Source organism: Pyramidobacter piscolens W5455 (assembly GCF_000177335.1).
Classification (GTDB): domain Bacteria; phylum Synergistota; class Synergistia; order Synergistales; family Dethiosulfovibrionaceae; genus Pyramidobacter; species Pyramidobacter piscolens.
Genome location: NZ_ADFP01000121.1, coordinates 20,304 through 38,004, shown reverse-complemented (window position 1 = coordinate 38,004; position 17,701 = coordinate 20,304). Strand labels below are relative to the sequence as shown.

The following is a 17,701-nucleotide window of genomic DNA, read 5'->3' as shown; positions in this document are numbered from 1 at the left end:
AATCACCTCACTTGTCGTATTTTTTGCGATTGGTCCGTAAAGAAACGGCCCGCAGATTGGAACGCGTGTTCGAACCACCCCGGGCGAGCGGCCGGATATGGTCGGCTTCCCTTGGGTCGCCTTTTTTGAGCCCGAGGACGCGCCGCGCCTGATTGCGCAGGCTGCGTTTGTGGATTTGCTCGGGCTTTCCGTGGTATTCCCTATATTCTTTCTCGTAATCACGTATTTTGACGCTTTTTTTCATATGTGACGGCCATGGGTTCTACCCAATGACGAACATTCCCTCCTTTTGCTTTCAGCGCTTTCACGGCGTCACCTGAAATGACGAACAGGTCGAACGCCGTCGCGTCGCGGTCGAGTTCAGTCATGATGTCGATCGTCGCTTTGAGTTCTTCTTCATTGCGCTCCCTGATGTTGGCTTCGCGGTCGACGCCCATGACCTGCGTCCAGTAGGCGACCGCGCCCGCGAGAGCGTCAAGACGGTCGTCGTGGTTAAGGCTCCCCCGCTCGCGCGTGATGCGTGTCATTTGGTAGAAGAGCAGGTATTCCCTAGCGCGTTCTTCCGGGTAGCGCTCGATGGAGTGGAAATCTTCCTCGATTACGGAACGGTCTACGATCAGGCGGTGCTGGTTGAGCACGGGCTCGAGCGTGTCGATGATGCGCGCTTCCTTCTGCTTTGTGCTGCGCACTTCTTCGAGGGCGCACGGGTATTCGTCGTTCAGGTACGGTTTGAACAGTTCGGCGAACATGCCGTCGCCGAAGTTCGATTCGATGAGGATTTTGTTGACTTTGTTTTCCTTAGCGACCTTAACGAGTTTCGACATGCCGCTTGAACTGTACCCTTCGATATGCCCGCAGCAGGCGGTGAGGAAAAGTTGCCCGTTGAGCGTTTTTACAACGGCGTAAGCGGTTTCGTCCATGCCTCTTCCGGACGGATCGACGAACATGACCGAGCCGGTGTACTCTCGGAACTCGCCCTGTATGCCCATGGGGCGGTGAAAGCTGTCTCCGGCGAAGCCCGTGCTGGCGAGATCTTTGATGAGCAGCTCCGGGCCGCTCGACCACACGACTTTTTCCGGTGCCATGTCCTTATCGAGCGGGAGAATGATAAGGTCGTTCAGCCGCAGGGGGAAGCGTTCGGCGTCGCTCAATGTGGTATCGAGCATGAATTGCAGCGCGAATCCGGAACGGCCGTAAGACGCTTCGCGCTCACGCAAGTCGTTGTCGCTGAACCGTGCTGGGTCGGTAGTACGCCCGACGTCCTCCATCTTGGCCACGTATGGCGCGAGACGGTCGCCGTAGCCGATCCGCTTTTCCGCCGAAGGGACGCGGGCGGGCCAGATGCGCGTACTGTATCCGCGGTCTCGCAAGGCGTTGTACAGGCTCATCTCGACCTGCGGCGTCCCCAAGTAAGTGATTTCGGCGTCGTCGGCCGGTTTGAGGATGGCGTCGAATTCCTTGACGGCTTCGCTGAGTTTGTCGCGCATCATCTGTGTATACGAGTTATTCGATATTTCGATGTCGTCCGCGATAATAACATCGGCGCGGCTTCCCGTGAGCTGTCCGTAAATACCTACGGATTTTACCGATGGCGCGTGCGAGGCTCTGGCGGGGCCTACGTCGAAGGCAATCTTGGAGTTGCGTTGTCCTTTGTTGAAATCGGGTTTGAGAGGGCTAAGAATGCCCATTTCATCAATGAGGCGTAACGTGAAGGTGCTGAAAGAATCAGCGCGTTCCTTGGACGCTGACACGACCAAAATATTGAGCTGTGGGTTCCAATAGAGCCGCCATAAGGCGTAGGCCGACGTTATCCAGCTTTTACCGACGCCCCGGAACGCTTCGATGATCTTACGCTTCGGCCCGGTTTGCAGGTAGTTGGCGATATCGTATTGAAGCGGGGTCGGTTCGGGAAGGTTGAGGTGCTTCCAGACGACGTACAGGAACGCGCGAAAGTCTTTGAGCTTACTGTTCTGCCAAGGGTATTCTGTGGTCATAATAAACGAATGTCACCCCCGCCTTGGTCACGGTCGTTTCTTCATGCCGTTCGAGGCCCGCAAAGGCGAACCATTTTTTGGCGAGCTCGTTGCGGGAATCGGCGAGACAGCCGATCTCGCCTCCGGCGAGGCGGGCGCAGTGATCGACGATCTCGCGGCTGTGCCTGAGCCACCTTACGTAAGTCTTGCGGTCGATGCCTTCGCAGATGACGAAGGACATGGCCCCTCTGGGAGAGACGCAGCCGAACGCCCCGGGGCGGTCTTTGGCGTCGTACAGGACGAACATCGTTAGACTGTCGATCGCGGTAAGGCGCAGGGCTAAACTGACGGCGGCCGAATTCATTTCTTCCGGGTGCTTGTCGAGCCAGACGGCGATCTCGTCTCTGTTCGCCTTGCTGATATGGGAAGAGATATACTTCAACTCTTCGTTGGGGATTGTAGCGAAATATTTGTGCATCACGCTTCCCCGTCCATAAGGTCGCTGACAAAAGTAGGGAGCGGCTCTTTGATGTCGAAGAGTTTTTTCATGTCCTCGTCGGTGCATTCAATGTTGTTGTCTTTAAGGAACTTGATGGCGGCGGCGAGCACTTTGGTGTCAAGCGGGATTTCCCCGCGTTTCATCTGTTGTATCTGTTCGGAGAGGACGGCGGCGGTCAGGCCATGCAAGTCCCCCATCTGTTTCGAAGTCGCTTTGCTCATGAAATCCTCCGTGAGCCTGAAATTCGCATGCCAATGGCCCTAACTTGTTTTAAAGGCAATTGGGTATGCCTGAAGCAAAGTTATAGGCATTGGCGCGCGTTTTAAGGGGTGTCTTCGTCAGAACAGCTTCCATTCCATACGAAGCCCGATGCGGTAGTCACTGTTTCGTTCCCGGGACGCGAAGCCTTCGGCGAAAGCGTATAAGTGCGGAAGCGCGTCCTGTTTCTTCTGCCTCTGCATTGCCTTGATCTGTTCTCTGAGGGTAGCTGTTTCGGCGTCTCTCTCAGCGTCGAGATAAGCTCTTGAAGCTGCGAGGCGGTCATAGGCTTCGCGCTCGCGTTGGAGAGATCGTTTGATATGTTCCGCTTCTCTGAGCGCGTTTCTGACATTGTTCAAATCCTCTTGAGTCAACGATGCTTCGTTGTCATTCAGCTTAATAGCTTTGGCGTAGCAGCCAGTCGTTAAACCAATCAACAAGAGCGTCGATATCAAGGCGCTCAGTCTGAGGCGCTTTTTCGTCCGTTTCTTTGCGCGTTTCCGCCACGCTTCGTTCAAGTTCTTTCACCTCGCTCTTATGCTGTTCGACGACGGCTCCGATGTGTTTCGCCGGTGCCGAGGGGCGGTAAAAGAACCACGCCCAGAGACCGACGAGCGTATAGACGAGAAGGCCTACACCGAGCACGATGCAGGCCTTCTTGTTATTCGTAAAGATATTTGCAATCATCTTTTTTGTCGATCTTCTTGCCGATGGCTTTGGGCAGCTTTTTTTGGAGCATGCGCATGATCTCGCTGGCGCAGCAGCCGATTCCACCGGCGAATGCGTATTGTACGGACATGGGGAAGCCCGTTACTTCCGACAATAACCCGCCTAAGGTGGCGAAGAATGAGCCGGTAATAATCCGGATGCTGACAGTGCGCAAGGATTCGTTCTCATTCAGCGCTCTTACGGCTCCTCCCAAGCCACCGAGGACAAAAAAAGGAATCAAATCTTGAAGCTTTTCGGATTCGATCATACATTGCGTACTCCTTTTGTTTTACGGCTCCTGCGGCGTGTAAGTGTACGTCACGGCGGGGTCGAAGACGGGGGTGTCGTGGGCTGTCCAGATATAAGGTACGGCGTTCACTTCCTCTTCCGTCGTCGCGGCCTGCACGGCGGCTATGTGCAGCGCTTTGTCGGCGGCGATCTGGGCACGTTGGAAATCGATTAGATTTAGCATGAAAATAAAGAGGTTCATCCCGCAGCTCTGGGGATGGGTTGTGCCGGAGAGCTGGTTGTAGTTTGCAACCAGATTGACGAGCGCGGCCTGTTCCTCGGGCGTCTGGGGGCCGTCGTTCAGGTGCGAGCGCAGCGACGCGACGGCGCTGGCGGTTACTTCGGGGGAAGTGTCGGGACCGTGGGTAAGCATCAGAAGCATCTCGTCGATCTCTGTCGCTTGTCGCGCCGCGTGGCTTTCGATCAGCTGGATGCGCTGCGTTTTCAGGGCTTCCAGCCGCGCGGCGGGCAGGTCGAGTTCGCCCGCGGAGTTGATGCGCACGCAGACGGGGTAATACCCCGAAGCGCAGCGGTAGGGCGCGCCTGTCCCTGTCAGCTCGTCCATGCCAAGAAAAATGTCGAACAGCCATTCCCTAGAGTTATTTTCAACTTCGTGCCCCGCCACCTTGACGCGCGCGTAGGCTTTGATGTCGTTGCCGTAGCTGTCCTTGTAGGTTACGTATGCCATGGTTTTTCCACCTTTCTCAATTTCGCGTACATTCTCGTTATCGTCCGCGCCCACGTATAGGCACACCACGGGCGCTTGGCGTGCCCTCCGGCCACCATGGCGGCGGCGCAGGGCACGCAGCAGCACTTCAAAACGCATGTCGCGCACTCGTCGGCTTCCTTGTAAACGGGGGCGCGGCGGTTTTTGTTCGAGGCGAAAACGAAGCACGGGTACTCGTGCCCGTCCAGTCCAAGGCACCGGCTGCCGTCCCCAACGCCGCAGCCGAGATCGGCGAACGCGCTGGGGTCGTTCAACTCCGACCACCACGTTGGGCATTTCGTTTCCGCGATCCAGTCCACGACGGAGCACATCTGCTCGGCCAGAAGCAGCGTGAGACATTCGGGTATGACCGCACCGGTGTCGAAGTTAGACTTGACGCTGGACACGCCGAGGCTCAAAAGGTACTTCACGTTTTCGGCGAAGCGGGGAATGTCTTCGACGGTGAACGTGCCCTTGATCGTGATCTGTTCGGGCGAAAGGAGCGCCTTCGCGTGTTCCAGCCCCTTGATGCAGGCGTCGAAACTCCCGCAGCGGTCGCGGTCGTGCTTGTATTTCATGCCGTCGATGGAAAAGCCGAGGCGGACGACGTCCCGCCACTTCTCCAAAAACGCGGACTGCTCGGAGTGCGCCACCAACGTGCCGTTGGTCTGGATCATGAATCTCGTGTCGATGGCAAACCGCGGGTCAACGCGCTTTTTCACGCGCGAAAAGAAGGCGTCGAGTTTTTGCGGATGGAGCAGCGATTCCCCGCCGATGCAGTACAGCAGCACCTTTTCGCCCGCCTGCGGAGCGTCCTCTTCCAGACGCCGTGAAAGATAGTCGATATTATTTTCAACGTCGAACACCGCCGTACATTTACGATACTCGCAGCAGTAGGAGCACCCCAGGTTACAGTCCGAGTTCGTGAGGACGATATAGGTGCGCATTTATACGACGAGATGCGCGCCGTTGTAGACTGTGTACGCCCGCAGCGCGTCGACGCCCTGTCTCGCCGCCAGCGCAATGTCGCGAACCTCTTTCAGCTCGTGCCCGGCGAGGGCGACGTCGTCGAGAGGCGCAGAAGACGCGAGGGCGTCGGCCAGCAGCGTCCTTTCGTTCTCGGGGAGGAGCGTCTGGATGCGTTGGAGCACGTAGCAGAGCAGCAGGTTCAGGCTGTCGAGGCGCGAATAGATCGAACCGACCTCGCGCAATGTCACCGTCTCTTTCACGACTTCGAGCATGTTCTCGACCGCGCCCACTTCGTTGAGCGCCATGTAGGCGTCACCGTCGCGCATGTATCGGTATTTGAAAGCGTTTTTGTAGAGGTCGGCGAGCGTCTTTTCCGCGCCGAAGACGACGCGTTTGTAAAGCAGTCCGTAGTTCGCGGGCTGTTCCGCGGGCAGGGGGGCGTCTGCGACGATGTATTTCCTCGCGCCTGTGTAGAGGTAGCGGCCGGAGCCGAGAAGCGGCGCGTAGACGACCTTGCCCTCAATGGGGGTGTCGAGATACTCGGCGTTGATCCCCAGCCCCCAGTAGTACAGGCTGACGTAGACGCCGTTGTGGTAGTGCGCGACGGCGGTATTGATCTTGTCGTAGACGAACTGGCCGTCGTGCGTAAGGACGTCGGGTTCGATGGTGCCTTCACACAGAACGGCCGTGTACTCGCCGCTCTGGTATGCTTCGATGTTCTCGAATTTTGCAATGGTCTTGGGGTAATTGTTGCGGTTCAAGAGTTCAATAAAACTAAGCGCCATGGGCGGCACCTCCTGTCATCGAACGGTACAGGTTTAAAACCGCCTCTTCGTCGCACTTGATCTCACCGAAAGAGACGCTGTTACGCCATTCAGGGCACGAGCGATCCAAATGGTACAGTCCCAATCCAAGGTTGAGAATTTCTCGGTACCCCCAATTCGGCGTTTCCGCGTCGTCGGGGATAATGGCGACGCTCTGTCCGTCGCGCAGGCAACGTACTGTTTCGCCCACCCAGTCGGTGTAACTTGAAAGTCGGACTTCACATCTCATTTTTCCAACGCTCCTCTGTGCTTTTAATGGTCATCACAATTACATGACTCGTGGTAACCCGTGCAGCCCGAGCCGCTCGAAACTCCTGTCGCGCCGCGGGGAATGCCGAACGCGAAGTAGTACGGAGAACCGTTTGTGCCGTTTCCGGAAAGCGCTACGGTAGCGTTGGCTCCGGGGGCAAGCGTCGTCACCGAACCGATGCGGAAGACGCCGACAGGCCCTTGCGCCCCCGTAGCGCCCTTTGGGCCCTGCGTGCCTTTTGCCCCGGTCGCGCCGCGGGGAATGGTGAAATTCAGCACGGCGTTCTGGGTGTTGCCGGAGTTGCTGACCGCGGCGGTGCTGCCCGCGGCTCCGGTGGATACGGTGCCGATCTTGATGGTGGCGGCGGCTCCGGTTGCGCCAGTATCCCCCTTGGGGCCCTTCGGGCCGGCGGGTCCGGTCGCGCCAGTATCCCCCTTGGGGCCCTGCGGTCCGGTCGGCCCGGTATTACCTTTGGGGCCTACGGGGCCCTGTACGCCGACGGGGCCTTCGGGGCCGGTGACGCCTTGGGGGCCTCTGAGGTCAGCCCATGCGGCCCACGTGCCGTCAGGGTTCTTCCAGCGCAGTTTCGCCCCGTTCCACTCGTGGTCGGGAGCGGTGCCCCTTGGCCCCTGGATACCGGCTGGGCCTTGCGGGCCGGCTGGGCCTTGCGGGCCGGTCAGGCCGATTTCGCCGCGGGGGCCTTGCGCGCCGTCGAGGCCGTTGACGCCGGGAACGCCTTGAATGCCTTGTTCGCCCTTGTCGCCTTTTTCGCCCGTGCCGCCGACGACGATCCAGCGCCCGGAAGCGGAAGTCGTTTCGTCGGCCGCAGAGGGACGGGGTTCGTCCCCGGCGATTTCGTCGGTGGAGACGTAGCACCACAGGCTCCCCTGATGGCGCACCATGTTGTTGTACTCGTAGATGGCCTCTGCGTCCCACGCGCCTTTGTAGACGGCCCGCGCGGGGCCGAGATCGATGGTTTTGACAATAGACATGCGTTACCTCCTAGATGTCGGACGTGATCGCCATGATCACGTGCCCGCGGTGGTCGAAGCTGGCGACGATGTTGCTGCCTTCTTCGAGCCCGTAAACGGAAAACAGCAGGTGCCCGTCGTTGTTGTACTGGAAATTCCCGAAGCACAGCCCCACAGGGGCGTCGCCGGTAGGGCCTTTATCGCCGGTGGGGCCTTTCAGTCCTTCCGGGCCGGGGTCGCCGCGGTCGCCCTTGTCGCCTTTGATGCCCTGCGGGCCTCTGGGGCCGACTTCGCCCTGCGGACCTCGCGGGCCTTGCAGCCCCGTAGGCCCCTGCGGACCGGCGATGCCTTGAGGGCCTCGCTCGCCCTGAAAGCCTCTCGGCCCCTGCTCGCCCGTATCGCCCTTGACGCCCTGCGCGCCTTCGGGGCCGCGGAGCCCCTGCTCGCCCTGCGGGCCTTGAATGCCGCGCGGGCCTTGCTCGCCTTGCGGCCCTTGAGGCCCGGCCGGACCAGTGGGACCCATGGGGCCCTGAATGCCTTGGATGCCTTGAGGTATATAGAGGTTGAGTATGTCCTCGCTGGAATTGTACGCGCCGTACGCGGCTTGGTCCGACGGGAGCTGGTGGACGAGTATTTGCAAGCGTTTGAGGTCACCTCTGACGTTGGGGCGGTGATACGCCTTGACATACCACGCCCAGCCGGGGATAAGCACGGGCGTGTGGCTCATGTCGGGCAGGTTGGCCGCGCCGAGGCAGTCGGCGAGATACGGGTACTTCGCCGTGTCATACGGCGCGCCATTGGCGAGGAGATAGCCGGGTTCCTGCTGTCCTTTCTTGAACATGACGGTCGCGCCGATGGGCACTCCAGACGAACAGTCTTCGAGGAACGCTGCGTATTCTTTGACGATCTGGAACTTGCCGAGAAAGTCGTTGTACGTCACCTTGAACTCGTCGACGAGGCCGTTGACCTGCTTGACGTATGGGTCTACCGACTGGGATAAATAATCGTAGGCTTCCTGCGTGATGAAAAGATTCTGGATGACGCTCAGGTCGAGGTCTTCGGCGAGGATGACGTTGCCGTCCTCGAAATCGACCAGCGGGTGGTCTTTGGGCGTGTCGCGGTATATCTTGACGTCAGCGTCCTTGGGCGGGGCCGTTCCAAGGCGTAATGCGCCGTTGCTCAACCATTCCACGATCGTTAAGGGTGTGTCTTCGGCATTGGCTCTGTAAAGGCATGCATGTACGTGTGCTTTCGATATGTAAGGGAACGAAACGTTGAACGTCTTGTTCGCGCCGTCGCCCTTATACATAGCGTAGCTGTATGGGGTGCTTGCTATCCGTCTCACCTCTTAGATGTTCTTGTTTTTCTTGGTGTAATTCCCTTCGACGTCCATGGAGAGGAAATCGTGAGGGAAGTAATTGTCGCTCTCGACGCTGACTTCCACTTCGGTGTTGCGCCCGCGGCACGGCACCGTGAAACTGTTCGTGGCGATCGGCAAGCTGTCAAGCACGGAAGAACGGCGGCCGACGATCTGGTTGCTCCTGTACAATACAAAGCGGTCGTTGACTTTACTCTTCACTCTTACGACGAACGGCCCGGTCATGAAGTAACTGAGCGTCCAGCGACGCAGCTGCAAACGCCCGTCGGTGAGTGTGGCGGTCGCGCCCGAAGCATCTTGTTTTGTTGGCCAGATTTCGCTGAAAACGGCCTTCCTTGTGTATGTTTCGCCGATAACCACATAGGAGTACTCTTTGTCTAAGTTGACCGCCCTGCCGTCGATCTGCGTGGTTGTCAGACGCATCAGACGGTTCTTTGCGTCTTTCGCAAGGACAACCAGTTTGTCTGCGTCGGGCGTGTAAGGGAGGGTCACTGTCGCGACGTTCGCGTACGTCGTCTGGAAGTCGAGCGCTGGTTCGTAAAGCAACTTGTGTTTTGTCTGCTGCGTGGAAAGGTCGAGCGTGCACATGATCCTCTGATTGTTTTTCAGTAGTTCGAGCCAGAGAACGTTGTCTCTGAACGCCATGTTCAGGATTGTCGCGTTGAAGGTCTGTCTGCTCCACGCGCTTTGGAGCTTGTTGCCGCCCGAGATATAGCACTGGTACAGGAACAGCGTGTTGGGGTAAACCGAGCTGAAAAAGGCCAGACAATCCGCTGTCGGGGAGGCAACAAGGCACATGTTAGCGCCTTTGGGAATGAGCTGGGCGACATGGGCGGTAACGGGGTTGGCTGTTTTGTTGTCGGTATAAGGATCAACGCCGTACTCCCTGACCTGCATCTTCGCGCTGTAGGCGGTGGCGAAATAGAGCCTGTCTCCGACGACTGGGAGGCCGATATCCGGGAGGCACGAGTACGCCGTGGACGGCAGGACAGCGGCTGTTTTGGGGCTGAGCGCGTCCGGCGAAGAGAACGTGTACTGACGACGGTTGCTGAAAAAGAATAGTTTATCCTGCACGGTGACGGTGGCGCGAATGTCCGAATAGTCATCGACAGACACGGAAAGGTCGATGGGATCGGCGTCCGTCAACGTCTGCACGGTTTCAGGGAAAAAGCGCTCAAGGTCCCCCGCCGCGGACAGCGAGACGGAATCCCCCGCCACGAAACCAAGACGATTCCGATAAAGGAAGAGCGCTGTAATCTTTTTGCCGATGAAGCTCGGCCACGGCGCTGACTCAGCGTCTCCGGAAGAACGCGCCGCCCAGTTGACAGGTTTGAACACCCACATGTCTTCTTCGAGATCGTGAACAAGGAGGTGTGGCATCGTCGCGTTAACGAACTTGTTGGGAATGTCCGGCGCAACGCATTCTTCCCACGTACCGCGGGACAGGCCGGTTATCGTCTGTGTTCCAGTGTTGAAGCGAAGATTGCCCGCGTTATCCGGGAATTTCGTTTCAAATTCCACCAAATAACGATATTGGGGCGTGCCCCCAGTGGGTGTGACAACCTGCACGCCGACGTTTTTGATCCGCGTGGTGAATCCGTGCAAATTCGTGCATGAGACAAGTCTGTTCTCAGTAAACAAGGGCTCTTCCGAACTGCGCACGTAAATACGTTTCTTGACGCCGCCCACAGGATATTCGGCGTTCTGCCACGTCAGCCGGGAAGCTGCCCCGGAAGCGACGAACCGGACATAATAATCATCCGCCGCGCTCCCGGTAGAACCGCTGATACAACACGCGAAACCCTCTGGGGCGATCGTTGGGAGATCGGTGAAGTTCTTGTTCTTCCACGTCGTCAAAGAGCTGTATGTGTTGCCGCGCGAGTCGCTTAAGCCAATGCTGAAACTGCCGCCGTCTTTCCTTTCGATCGAAATGACGGACGAAGCGTGGACGATATTGAAAGCTGCACTGATCGTCGAATCGCCGAGCAACGCGTTCGCAAGTTCGTTGGCGACCTGCTCCGTCGAAACGGACAGGCTTGTGTCGGACGAATAGCCGTAACTGACGCTTTTTCCCTGGAGCGTAACGGACCACGTGGTTCCGAGCGCCACTTGTTTGATGTGAATCAACGCATGGTTTTTGCTCTCCGTAATGCTGTTCTGATCTATCTGAGGCGTTTTCGTCCGGTTAACGATAAAGCAAGAGTCGGCAATGTTGAGAATGCGATAACTGTTTTTTTTGTCAGCGCCTGCCGGAAGACTCAGGTATGCCAAGGCGTTTCCTTGATACTGGACGGTTTTTACATTTCCCTGTAAATCCTCGATTCTGAGACCATCAGGGCCGATCCACAAGTTATGACGTACCTGCTCGTCCCGGTCAAGTGTGAAAAACGCGCCTCCCCCCGTGTACGGGGAAGAACTGACGTATTTGAGCGCCGGTCTGTTCTGCAAACCGGCGGCGGGAGAGCTGACAAAGTTAAGTTGATCTTCCAGCTGGTTGTTCAGGCGTAATGCGGCGGGCTGTTGCGAGATGCCGCCGATCAGGTTGGGGATTGTTTTGACGACGTTCATCGTGAGAGTTCTACTCCGATCAGCGGGTCCAGTTTCATGCGCACGCCCATATGCGCCGTGCCTTGCGCCGTGTCAGCGGCGATCATAGTGGCTCTGGCGCGGGCTTCGTCCTGCGCCGTCCACTGTTCGACGTTATCGTCACCAAGGGACGTTACAGCGAACTTACGGGCGGCTCTGATGGTAATGTAGGTTTTCACTTCGCTCGGCAGCGCGTCGAAATCAAGGCACAGCGTTATGTCGGCTTCGAACGGGTGTTCGAAACGATAGGTATGATTTTCTTTGTCGTAGAGTTTATTGCCACGCACGACGACATCCTTCGGCCCGTAAAAAGCCGCGCAAGGATAGATGCGCGTCACGTTGTTAGGGACACGTACCGTGCCGTCGTTCTCGGGGACAAAAGGAAAGCCTTTTTCCGTGTTGAAATAGAATTCCTCTCCCTGTACTTCACGGACCACCTGATCGAGAACGGACTTGGCGACGATGACATCTTGGTTTTGCACGCCGGCCAAGCTCGCTACGGGAGCGGCCCCGATGGTTTCGAGCATGATGTTGACGGCGCTGAGTTCCGTAGCGGTATTGGGCATGTCTTCCTCCTTGTTTAGTTGCGGATGGCTTTCTTGAAGATTCTTTTCATGACGCCGCTTTTATCGTCCACGCGAACGCGCCGCGCAACTTCCGCAAGTTTGGGCTTGGAAAGCTTCTCCACAGACTTGTGAGTGCGAGAGGCCACTCTCTGCGCCTGTTCGCCCATACGCCCGCTCATGGCAGTTGAAGCGCGCTTGAGCTTGCCTATGGCGGCAGCTTTGGCGGCGGACGCAGCCCCAGCTCCAGCAAATCCCGCTCCTGCGGCAAGGGCACCGGCCGCGACAAGCGGCACGCCTCTCTTCAAGGTTTCATGCTCTCTCCTATACGATGCGGCTAGAGCAGCCCTGTTGGACAGGCCCTTTCTGATCTCTCCGGGTTCTTGGGGCTGCGGACGGTAACCGCGATTGAGTTCTTGCATTCTTACTGTCTGGAACTTTTGTTCCTGCTTGCCGTAACGTTTTTCAAGCTCTTTCTGCACAGCCCGCTTTTCGATTTCGTTCAACCCAAGCCGCCGCGGGGTTTTACTGGCCGTTACGGCTCCGGTTTCGCGATCGACGGAAACGGGCTGAACAATTTTATGCTCTTCCTGAGGCTTTTCCTTTTCGCGCGCTTGCACAGCTTTCTTGGCGGCGAGGCGGCGGGCGTGCTCTCTATATTCTTTACGGGCGGCATCCGCTCGTTCTTTTTCTTTTTTGAGGGTTTGGTACGCACGCTCCCGGTTATTGCGGATAATCTTGTTCAAGCGCTCTTCGCGGTTGATATTATTGGCTTTAATCTTGGTTGCCAATCCTATGAGTAACTCCCCCTTCGTCTGAATAAAAAAGGGAGCCCGGAATGAATCAGGCCCCCTTTACGCTGCGCTTTACTACGGATTGCTCGGAGTGACGACGGGCGTCGCGCCCGCGCCGCCGGTGGCGATTTCGACCGCGCCGCGAGGGTCGAGAATTCCGTGCCCCATGGCATAAGACGCGGTGATGAGGGTCGCTTCGAAGAGGGTCTTCACTTCGGAGCCGGACATGCGCGTGGTCAGGTCCTTGAGTTTGACGGTGCCCACGGCGTTGCGGTTGCCCACGACAGCAACAGATTTCGTAAAGTCGCCACGGTAGTCGTTATGCTCGTGCGGGTCGGCAGTAGTAATGTTTTTACCGTTAGGCAGGTTCATGCTCTTTTTGAGAGACATGTTGGCAATGCTCTGCAAAGCTACGTCCTTGATGGAGCCGGAGCCGCCGTAATCACGGTTGATGAGGTCTTTGACCTTGCACAGCAGGTAATACTGGGCGGGCTTGACGACAATGAAGCGCTCGTCGTCGGGGACGTCCTTCTCGTCGAGGGTCTGCGCGGCGGCGAAGATGCAGTCGGCCAGAACGGAGCCGTTGGTTTCGGCGTCCTTGGCGCTGATCACGGAGCCGCCGGGGTGGTCTTTGTTCTTGGGGCCGGAGCGCGCCGACAGGTAGAACAGGCGGGCGATCCGTTCGTCGAAGGCGTTGGCGAGGGCCACTCCCTGCTGATGCGAAAACTCGGAACGGACGTCGAGGTGCATCATGGCGTCTTCGAGGTCGTCGATCATGATGTCGGCCAGCAGCAGCCCATCGATGTTGATGATAGTCTTGCTGATCGGGGGGTTGTTCGTACCGAGAATCATCTTGCCCTTGTCGTGGTAGTGCGCCGAGGCGGTGCCGGTGTAGTAGAAGGTGCTGGAACTGCCGTGGTCGATGGTGTGGATACGGTGCAGGTCTTTGAAGATGCACTTGCGCGCGAAGGCTTTCATCACGTCGAGTTTGTAGTTGGTGATGAACAGGGCGCGCGCTTCGGCGGCGTTTTCGTTGGCGGGGATGGTGCCGTTGTTTGCACCGAGCCACATCGGATTAGCGAGGACGTTGGTTGCGGGTATGGATATCAGTCTCCTTTAGGAAATTTTTACTGCTTCAAAAACGGCGTTTTCATTAAACGCATATTGAACACTTTGGCGTATTCGGGGTCAGTGTACATGCGCGGGTCTTCCTGCGCGGCGACAGCTTCGTCGAGGGTCTTGAAGCCCGTGACGGCGACGGCAGAATCACTGTCGTTCCCCTCATAATCGTAGCCGTCGTCTGGATACTCATGATTGTAGCGGTACAAGAGCGCTTCGACGGCCATGCGGGCCGTTCCCATGTCGCCGGAATTGACGGCGAGGTCGTAGGCTTCTTTTTCCTTGTCGCTCAGCGTGGCGCTGGCGAATTTCATCAGCTCGGCATAGTTCTCTTCGCCGCCTGCAATGCCCTTAACGTGATCTACCCAGGACTCGTACAGGGCCTGCTGGCCAGCACAATAGGCGTCGACCATGGAGCGCGGCAGCCCCGCTTTATCGAACTGCCTGTAGGTCTGCTCCGAGAGTTTACCGTCACGGCTGTACTCGGCAACGAGGCTGTCGTAGTCAATGCCTTTGGACGCAAGGAAAGAGACTACAGACTGCGCCTCAGCCGCATTTTCAGCCAGCTTCTCGACAAGCTCTTCTTCGCTCTGTTCTTCTTGCGCGGCACCTTCTTCCGGTTCGTCCTCGGGGACGCCGAGACCTTCTTCGAACTGCTCTTCGCTTTGTTCGGCCTGCGCGCCGTCGTCGAAACCGAACGCGTTACCGCCCGTGTTCTCTTCGACAGCAACGTCGATCTGCTCTTCCGCCATTATTCTTCGTCTTTCTTGACGTAATACGTAACACGCTTGATGCCGTTGCCCATATCGTCTTCGCGTCGTTCGTACTCGTGGACGTTAGGCTGGATCGCCAGTTCGGCGGGGTTGCCGGCCACTACCGTTGCCGCTTTTTTCGTGTTCGCCATCTGATCTTTCCTCCGTAGAATAAAAATAGAATCCCCGCCCCTCCTTAAAGGAGAGGCAGGGAAGTGGGGCGTCGTGTTGCGGTTCCGTTTCGGGTGCATGCTGCCCCTCCACGAACGACGCAGCCCTAATGAACGGCCCAACCAATGAACAGTTGAACTGTTAAGAGATTGGGGACTGTTCTTGATTCTCCGCGTCCATGCGCTTGCCCAGCAAAGCGCCGATCTGGTTGACGGCGTTGGGGGCGACGTTTTGAAGGAGCTGGTTCTGCTGAGACTGTTCCTGTTCGGCTTCGATCTCTTCCTGCGACTTGAGCAGACTCACGCCGTCGATACCCATGCTGTTGGCGAGGGCTTTCATAAAGGCCGACGCGTTGATGTAGGGCAAGGCGACCTGAGGCCCGATGGTCTTGAAGACGATCCCCGCCCATTCGGTGAGGCGGCTGGCGTCTTGTCCCCGGCCCAAAGCGTCGATGCCCGTGACGATCTTTACGCCGACTTTTCCTTCCTGATACTGTTGATCAAGATCAGGAAGAAGAGCGTCTTCCTTCATATACTTCATGCGGAGTTTCACATAAGGATGCTGGAACTCCATCGAAAGCATCGAGTACAGCCCGCCCAGCGCCGTTTCGAGTTCCTGCGCCATATACCTGATCTCTTCTGCCGTAACGCGCTCTGCGTTGCGTTGAATGGCCGAGTTCAACAGATACGCGCGGCTGAGGCGCTGTTGAAGGTTATCGGCCATGGCTTTGGCGATTTGGAAATCGTTGGCTTTCTGTACCTGTACGGTCGAAACTTCCGCGGCGCTGCCGGTGAGAATGGCAAGGTTACCCGCCTCTTCAAGCTGTTTGGCCTTGAGCGTGCCGTTGGGAGAAACAAGAAAAACGACCTTGGCACACGCTGCCGCGCCTTCGACGATGGCCTTGGTCAAAGCTTCAAGGGACTTGTGGTCGCCAAGATACTTCTCGACATAACCGCGACCGTAGCTTTCGCCGGAAACGCGATACATGCGCAGCGGAAGCCAAGGACATTCATCTTTCTTGTAATGACCGTGTTTGCTAACAAACTTACCATCGACTTCCTGTTGCAGCGACCAACCGTTTTCGGTGCGTTTGATCTGCGTGAACAGTTCCTTGTAGCTGGCTTTGTCCTCGGGGCGGCGGTCGTTTTCCGGCGCGTCCGTCGTGGACGTTGCTAACGGCAGCGCAAGGAAACGCGGATCGACTTTTTCCCGGACGATGATCTCGGCGACGTTACCGCGGGGGTCGCGGCTGACGACGTAATTCCTGAGACTGTGCAGACGAATGCCGTCTTTGCGGACGTGCAGCAGGACGTTCCCCGTCACCAGCAGGTGAGGGATGGCTTCGGCGATCACGACGCGGTCTTCGAGCGTTTCGATGTGGTCGCACACCATTTTTTCAAGCTGTGCCAAGCCTTCTTCGATCTGTTGCCAATTTCGTTTCTCTTCCGGCAGCGCCGGGTTTTTCTCGACGCGGAGGCGGAAGGGCGGGCGGTTCGGCGGAAGGATGATATTGAGAATGCGCGAACTGAGGTTGGTCACGCCTTCCGCGCCTACGGACTGGTATGGAGACGCGACCTTCTCGCCCGTCACGCCATCTTTGGGGAATAAATAAGGGTCCGTCAGCGCCGAGCATTGTTCGGCGCGTTGGCAGTAGCTTTCGCGGATACCGGCGAGCAGTTCGAAGCGCGCCTTGAACGTAGTTCGCGCGCTTCGCCGGAGCGCGGCGAGCGTTTTATCTCGGGACATTCAGACCACTGCCGGAAGACGCGCCGCCTGAAACTCCCGAAACGTTGAGATCGGTGCGGTACGAACTCAGCCCTTTACGCCTGATCTTTGTCTGTGCCCGTGTCGACGTCGTTTCCGTATTCGCCGGGGCGACGCTTTCAGGCACGGGTTCGGGCGCCGGAGGCGCGGGCGCTGGCTGAATTTCCTTTGGCTTAGAAAAACACACGATTATGCCCTCCTTTAAATAATTACCTCATTAATGCATTCCGTTGTAAAAACAACGAAATTATGTAATCCGTTGTTTTTACAACGGAATAGACGGCTATGTACGCACAACGCGGTTTGTCGCTTTCGCCAGCATATTCAAGAGGCACAAAGCTTCGGAGTAAACGGTGTCGACCTGCTTGAACAATTCGTCGACCGGGCCGTTGTGGTTGTTCATAGAGTCGCTCACAGACTCTATAAACGAGAGCGCATAATTCACACGACGATACTGCCGCTCCAAAAACGCGGCGCTGTACTGGTTATTCACCGGCAATTTCAGCCTCCTCAAAAGCATCGATAACGTCGTCCACGTTGTTCAGAAGACGCTGCATCATAAGGGCGAAACACGATGAATCCGTGTAAGGGCTGCAATAGATGTCTTCCAGCTGAGCGCGCGCCGAGAGGAACAACTTCGACAGTCGTTCCTTCTCGGCGCGCGTCATGTACGAAAAAGAGATATAAGGATGCGTCATTTTTTGTATCTGTTGGGATCCCACGTTGACAAAAAAGCCGTGCAAACAGCCGCCATATTCTCCGGAGTATCTTTCCCGAACGCGATCAATAAGGCTCCCGAACAAGCGGCCATATTTTTGAGATTCTCGACAAGTGCGTTTTTAGCGGAACACCACTCCTTCTCTTTTTTTGGGGAATGTGCCATCTCGCTGATAAGGCTTTTCTTATGTTCGAATGCCGCGTCGGCAACATTGCAGAATCTAGACAGTGTTTCCATAACTTTTTCGTAAGCGCACCAAAAACGATCGCTATAAATAGCAACACGCGAAACAAGCCTGTTGGTAGGCAGCAGTTCTAAAACCTCTGTGTCAAGCATTTTTGGCATCTCCTTCAACAAACGTACCGACAAAATCGCGCTGCATTATTCGTTTACCCTCTTGATAATATCCA

The 17,701-nt window shown here is 57.0% G+C and carries 21 protein-coding genes; all 21 read right to left on the bottom strand.

Annotated features, from left to right (window positions below):
• Positions 1-7: 7 nt before the first annotated feature.
• The 21 genes from HMPREF7215_RS14085 to HMPREF7215_RS10050 all read right to left on the bottom strand — a co-directional run bounded on the left by HMPREF7215_RS14085 (position 8) and on the right by HMPREF7215_RS10050 (position 17,627).
• On the bottom strand, positions 8-244 hold the full coding sequence (locus HMPREF7215_RS14085) for an HNH endonuclease signature motif containing protein (protein WP_009165783.1): 237 nt from the start codon (positions 242-244) through the stop codon (positions 8-10).
• On the bottom strand, positions 219-1,994 hold the full coding sequence (terL, locus tag HMPREF7215_RS10155) for a phage terminase large subunit (RefSeq protein WP_009165782.1): 1,776 nt from the start codon (positions 1,992-1,994) through the stop codon (positions 219-221). Before terL ends, HMPREF7215_RS14085 begins: the two co-directional genes overlap by 26 nt.
• Positions 1,963-2,451 (bottom strand): hypothetical protein, encoded by a 489-nt coding sequence (locus HMPREF7215_RS10150; RefSeq protein ID WP_009165781.1) that lies wholly within the window; start codon positions 2,449-2,451, stop codon positions 1,963-1,965. Before HMPREF7215_RS10150 ends, terL begins: the two co-directional genes overlap by 32 nt.
• Positions 2,451-2,693, bottom strand: a complete 243-nt coding sequence (locus tag HMPREF7215_RS10145; RefSeq protein ID WP_009165780.1) for a putative DNA maturase A — start codon at positions 2,691-2,693, stop codon at positions 2,451-2,453. Before HMPREF7215_RS10145 ends, HMPREF7215_RS10150 begins: the two co-directional genes overlap by 1 nt.
• 117 nt (positions 2,694-2,810) lie before the next feature.
• Positions 2,811-3,248 (bottom strand): hypothetical protein, encoded by a 438-nt coding sequence (locus tag HMPREF7215_RS10140; RefSeq protein ID WP_198004599.1) that lies wholly within the window; start codon positions 3,246-3,248, stop codon positions 2,811-2,813.
• Between the two features lie 143 nt (positions 3,249-3,391).
• Positions 3,392-3,706: a hypothetical protein gene (locus tag HMPREF7215_RS10130; protein ID WP_040551115.1), complete on the bottom strand. Its 315-nt coding sequence runs from the start codon at positions 3,704-3,706 to the stop codon at positions 3,392-3,394.
• Positions 3,707-3,727: 21 nt separating this feature from the next.
• Entirely contained in the window at positions 3,728-4,414 is a 687-nt protein-coding gene (locus HMPREF7215_RS10125) for a hypothetical protein (protein ID WP_009165776.1), read from the bottom strand.
• The gene (locus HMPREF7215_RS10120; RefSeq protein WP_040551114.1) at positions 4,402-5,379 is read right to left on the bottom strand and encodes a radical SAM protein; all 978 of its coding nucleotides are present in this window, start codon (positions 5,377-5,379) and stop codon (positions 4,402-4,404) included. Before HMPREF7215_RS10120 ends, HMPREF7215_RS10125 begins: the two co-directional genes overlap by 13 nt.
• Positions 5,380-6,186 (bottom strand): hypothetical protein, encoded by an 807-nt coding sequence (locus HMPREF7215_RS10115; RefSeq protein WP_009165774.1) that lies wholly within the window; start codon positions 6,184-6,186, stop codon positions 5,380-5,382.
• On the bottom strand, positions 6,176-6,454 hold the full coding sequence (locus HMPREF7215_RS10110) for a hypothetical protein (RefSeq protein ID WP_009165773.1): 279 nt from the start codon (positions 6,452-6,454) through the stop codon (positions 6,176-6,178). Before HMPREF7215_RS10110 ends, HMPREF7215_RS10115 begins: the two co-directional genes overlap by 11 nt.
• Before the next feature lie 23 nt (positions 6,455-6,477).
• The gene (locus tag HMPREF7215_RS12540; protein WP_009165772.1) at positions 6,478-7,467 is read right to left on the bottom strand and encodes a collagen-like domain-containing protein; all 990 of its coding nucleotides are present in this window, start codon (positions 7,465-7,467) and stop codon (positions 6,478-6,480) included.
• Positions 7,468-7,477: 10 nt separating this feature from the next.
• Positions 7,478-8,791, bottom strand: coding sequence for a phage tail fiber domain-containing protein (locus HMPREF7215_RS12535; protein ID WP_156797525.1), 1,314 nt, complete (start codon positions 8,789-8,791; stop codon positions 7,478-7,480).
• Positions 8,792-8,794: 3 nt separating this feature from the next.
• Positions 8,795-11,392, bottom strand: a complete 2,598-nt coding sequence (locus HMPREF7215_RS10095) for a phage nozzle protein (protein WP_009165770.1) — start codon at positions 11,390-11,392, stop codon at positions 8,795-8,797.
• Positions 11,389-11,976, bottom strand: a complete 588-nt coding sequence (locus HMPREF7215_RS10090) for a tail tube A (protein WP_009165769.1) — start codon at positions 11,974-11,976, stop codon at positions 11,389-11,391. The genes HMPREF7215_RS10095 and HMPREF7215_RS10090 overlap by 4 nt, the downstream gene beginning before the upstream one ends.
• Before the next feature lie 14 nt (positions 11,977-11,990).
• Positions 11,991-12,764 carry a hypothetical protein gene (locus HMPREF7215_RS10085; RefSeq protein ID WP_009165768.1) on the bottom strand — a complete coding sequence of 258 codons (774 nt, stop codon included), beginning with the start codon at positions 12,762-12,764 and terminating at the stop codon, positions 11,991-11,993.
• A gap of 78 nt (positions 12,765-12,842) precedes the next feature.
• Positions 12,843-13,838, bottom strand: a complete 996-nt coding sequence (locus tag HMPREF7215_RS10080; protein ID WP_009165767.1) for a phage capsid protein — start codon at positions 13,836-13,838, stop codon at positions 12,843-12,845.
• Positions 13,839-13,894: 56 nt separating this feature from the next.
• On the bottom strand, positions 13,895-14,638 hold the full coding sequence (locus HMPREF7215_RS12530) for a capsid assembly protein (RefSeq protein WP_009165766.1): 744 nt from the start codon (positions 14,636-14,638) through the stop codon (positions 13,895-13,897).
• Positions 14,638-14,790 (bottom strand): hypothetical protein, encoded by a 153-nt coding sequence (locus HMPREF7215_RS13345; RefSeq protein ID WP_009165765.1) that lies wholly within the window; start codon positions 14,788-14,790, stop codon positions 14,638-14,640. The genes HMPREF7215_RS12530 and HMPREF7215_RS13345 overlap by 1 nt, the downstream gene beginning before the upstream one ends.
• Before the next feature lie 160 nt (positions 14,791-14,950).
• Positions 14,951-16,555: a portal protein gene (locus HMPREF7215_RS10070; RefSeq protein ID WP_009165764.1), complete on the bottom strand. Its 1,605-nt coding sequence runs from the start codon at positions 16,553-16,555 to the stop codon at positions 14,951-14,953.
• A gap of 301 nt (positions 16,556-16,856) precedes the next feature.
• Positions 16,857-17,072, bottom strand: coding sequence for a hypothetical protein (locus HMPREF7215_RS10060; protein ID WP_009165762.1), 216 nt, complete (start codon positions 17,070-17,072; stop codon positions 16,857-16,859).
• Positions 17,073-17,267: 195 nt separating this feature from the next.
• Entirely contained in the window at positions 17,268-17,627 is a 360-nt protein-coding gene (locus HMPREF7215_RS10050; protein WP_009165760.1) for a hypothetical protein, read from the bottom strand.
• Positions 17,628-17,701: the final 74 nt, after the last annotated feature.